This is a genomic window from Streptomyces sp. NPDC045701 (assembly GCF_056432045.1).
In genome coordinates this window covers 1-2890 of the sequence record NZ_JBWKJV010000153.1, presented here as the reverse complement: position 1 = coordinate 2890, position 2890 = coordinate 1, and the positions used below count along the sequence as shown (strand labels likewise).

The window sequence follows — 2890 nt, the reverse complement described above, 5'->3', positions numbered from 1 at the left end:
TGAGAGACCTGTCCTACCAGGGGCTTCACGTCTGCCCGCAGCCGGCTTCACGTCCAAGCAGCCGCGAGATCATTTCGCTGAGAAAACCTCAGTGGATGCGTCGGGCGGGGGCCTGGTGGGCTCGTCGCCACAGGGACTGGGCTGCGGTGACGGTGCCGTGGTGGTGGACGTGCCAGAGGGTCTGGTGGAGCAGGCGGCGGATCTTTTCGGCGGTGCGGGAGATCAGTGCAGGACGCTGTCCAGCGGGAGTGGCAGGTTCACCGGGGGCCGCATGGGGTGTTATGACGGGGTCTGCGCCGACCATGCCGGTGTCCGGTCCGTCTTCGGCGCGGCCCTGGGCGGCGGCGCGGGTGGCGGTAATCGGGAGATTAGGCGAATGCCGCGATTGCCAGGGCGATGTGGCGGTGCCAGGGTTCCCAGTGCCGGACCTCGTACTGGGCGGGGCCGCAGTCGGATTTCGCGGTCCCGGAGCAGTCCTCCACGGCCCATCGCATGCCGGGGACGATCGTGGGCAGCGCGGTGTTCTCACGGGCGTGGTCGGCGAAGAACGCGAGGCCGGCCGGGTCGCTGACCGAGCGCCGTGCGAGCAGCAGGTGTCGCCACCCCTTGCGGGCCGGCCCCGCGTCGGACGGCCATCCGGCGTCGGCGAGCGCCCAGTCGCAGTAGCGCTCGCTCGCCCTTGGCGCCCCTGCCGCACGGACGACGCTCCCATGCCCAGCGGCACTCCCGCGGCCAGGGACGTCCACCCGCACCCGTCCCGTCCTGGGCGTGGTCACGGTCTCGTCGCACGGTGCCGCCATGACGTACCCTTTCCCGCGCGGTTCCAGGGCGGGCCCGCAGGGCGCGGTCCTGCCCGTAGAGGGCGTCGGCGGCCACCCACGCGAAGGGCACCCGGGCGCACCGGGTGCGCTCTCCACCAGGCGCCGGCCCGGTTCAGGCTTGGTCACCACGGCCTTCGCCCGGCCGGCCGGGACACCGGCCTCACGGCACCGCTGGGCATCCCCGGCCCAGGCCCGTCCCAGGTACAGGGCGAAGTCGATCAGTCACGGCAGCTGTAGTTCGGGTGTCGTCGCTGGTCAGTGGATTGCAGGGCGGGTGCGGACTGATTCGGGCGTGACGGAAGATGCGCCACTGCTTGATCCGGGAGATTGTTCGCTCTACGGGAGCCCGCAGTGCAGCGTGTGCCTTGTCCGGCTTCTTGTGCTTGTCCGGCAGTTCGGTGTCCGGGCGCCGCTTGATGGGGGTGATGACAGTGCCGCCGACGCCGGTGTAGCCCTTGTCCGCAAGGACCTGAAGTCCCAGTGCGGCGCAGGCGTCGATAATGCCGTGCTCGCGGGCGGCTTTCACGTCGTGGATGCCTCCGGGCAGGGCAGGCGAGAGCCACAGCAGCTTTCCCTCTTCCGCAGTGATGACCTGCAGGTTCACCCCCTCACGGCGGACTTTTCCGGAGAAATGGCCGGGCTCTTGTACCCGGTCGGTTTCCGCGACGGTGCCGTCCAGCAGCACGTATCCGCCGGCGTGATGGCTGGTCAGCGCTTCTGTCAACGACGGGGCGAAAGCGGCAAGGCACTCGATCGTGTCGTTCGCGTAGCGCCAGGCCGTGGCCACCCCGATACCGAATCCTGCGGCTGTCAACGCTCCGCGAAAAATGACCCCCTCCCGCTCCTTGGGTTCTAAGGCGGATTCGCGTGATCGTCGCAACGTTGCAGGGTTCATGGTGTCAGGGCGGCGGTGAATGCTTGTGCTGGGGTCTGCCAGCCGAGGGTCTTGCGGGGTCGGTTATTGAGCCTGTCCTCGATCATCCGGAGGTCCTCGGGAGTGTGCAGGGAGAGGTTCGTGCGCTTGGGCAGGTACTGGCGGATGAGCCCGTTCGTGTTCTCATTCGTACCGCGCTGCCAGGGGCTGCCCGGGTGGGCAAAGAACACGCCGTCGGCGAAGTACGGGGCGAGTTCGTGATGTCGGGCCATCTCTGAGCCCTGGTCCCAGGTGAGCGTCTGGCGGGCGTGTTCGGGCAGGGTGCTGATGAAGGCCGTGATGAGTGCGTCGCGGAGCTGGCCGGCCGAATGCCCCTGGGGCAGGGCGATCAGGCGGAGGTAGCGGGTGCGGCGGTCGACGAGGGTTGCCACCGCGGACTGGCTGCGGGGGCCGACGATGAGGTCTCCCTCCCAGTCGCCCAGGCGTGCCCGCAGTTCGACGGCCGGCGGCCGGTGGTCGATGAGGACGGGCGGGGCGATGAAGCGGGCGGCCCGCTGATCCGAGCGTCTGCGCCGTTTGCGCAGGGGCCGGCTGGTGCGGAGCCGCTTGGTCAAAGTCCTGCTCAGGCCGCCTCTGATGCCCTGGTAGAGGGAGCGGTAGATGGTCTCATGGCACAGGTGCCGCTCGGGCTGTTCGGGCCATAGGACACGAAGGTGGGCGGCGATCTGTTCGGGGCTCCACTCGAGATTGAGCTTGTCCTGGACCTCGTCCTTCAGCACCGGATCGGCCGCCAGCTTCACTCGCCGCGGCCGCCGGAACCGCTCCTGGGACCGCTGGTGGGCCAGGTCGGCGTCGTAGACGCCGTTGTCATGACGGCGGCTGTTGCGGCGCAACTCGCGGCTGACCGTCGACGGCGCCCGTCCGAGCCGCTCGGCTATCTCACGGACGCCCAGGCCGCGTTCGCGCAGGGTGGCGATCCGCTTGCGTTCCAGAAGCGAGAGATAGCGGTCCGAGCGGGATGCCTCCGGAAGATGAGCCGGCGGGACTCCGCCGCTCTCCTCCCTCCACCGGTAGCCGGTCTTCCTGCCAATCCCGAGCTGCCTGTACTACAGCCGTGCGTGTCTGTTGGGTGCGTGACGCGTTGTTCCGTTCGTGGAGACGGAGCGCGCGGTAGAGGTGTGGTCGGGCTGGTTCG

General features: G+C 69.1%; 3 protein-coding genes. All 3 read right to left on the bottom strand.

The annotated features are described in order from the left end of the window. Positions 1-368: 368 nt before the first annotated feature. Positions 369-800 (bottom strand): hypothetical protein, encoded by a 432-nt coding sequence (locus tag AC07DW_RS33965; RefSeq protein WP_478861457.1) that lies wholly within the window; start codon positions 798-800, stop codon positions 369-371. 181 nt (positions 801-981) lie between these two features. Beyond that, positions 982-1716 (bottom strand): transposase family protein, encoded by a 735-nt coding sequence (locus tag AC07DW_RS33960; protein WP_478861456.1) that lies wholly within the window; start codon positions 1714-1716, stop codon positions 982-984. After that, positions 1713-2786 carry an IS30 family transposase gene (locus AC07DW_RS33955; protein WP_478861458.1) on the bottom strand — a complete coding sequence of 358 codons (1074 nt, stop codon included), beginning with the start codon at positions 2784-2786 and terminating at the stop codon, positions 1713-1715. The genes AC07DW_RS33960 and AC07DW_RS33955 overlap by 4 nt, the downstream gene beginning before the upstream one ends. Between the last annotated feature and the right edge of the window lie 104 nt (positions 2787-2890).

What these genes read in the sequence shown, in the direction of transcription:
- AC07DW_RS33965 (WP_478861457.1), bottom strand. Translation starts at nt 800, where the DNA reads ATGGCGGCACCGTGCGACGAGACCGTGACCACGCCCAGGACGGGACGG.
- AC07DW_RS33960 (WP_478861456.1), bottom strand. Translation starts at nt 1,716, where the DNA reads ATGAACCCTGCAACGTTGCGACGATCACGCGAATCCGCCTTAGAACCC.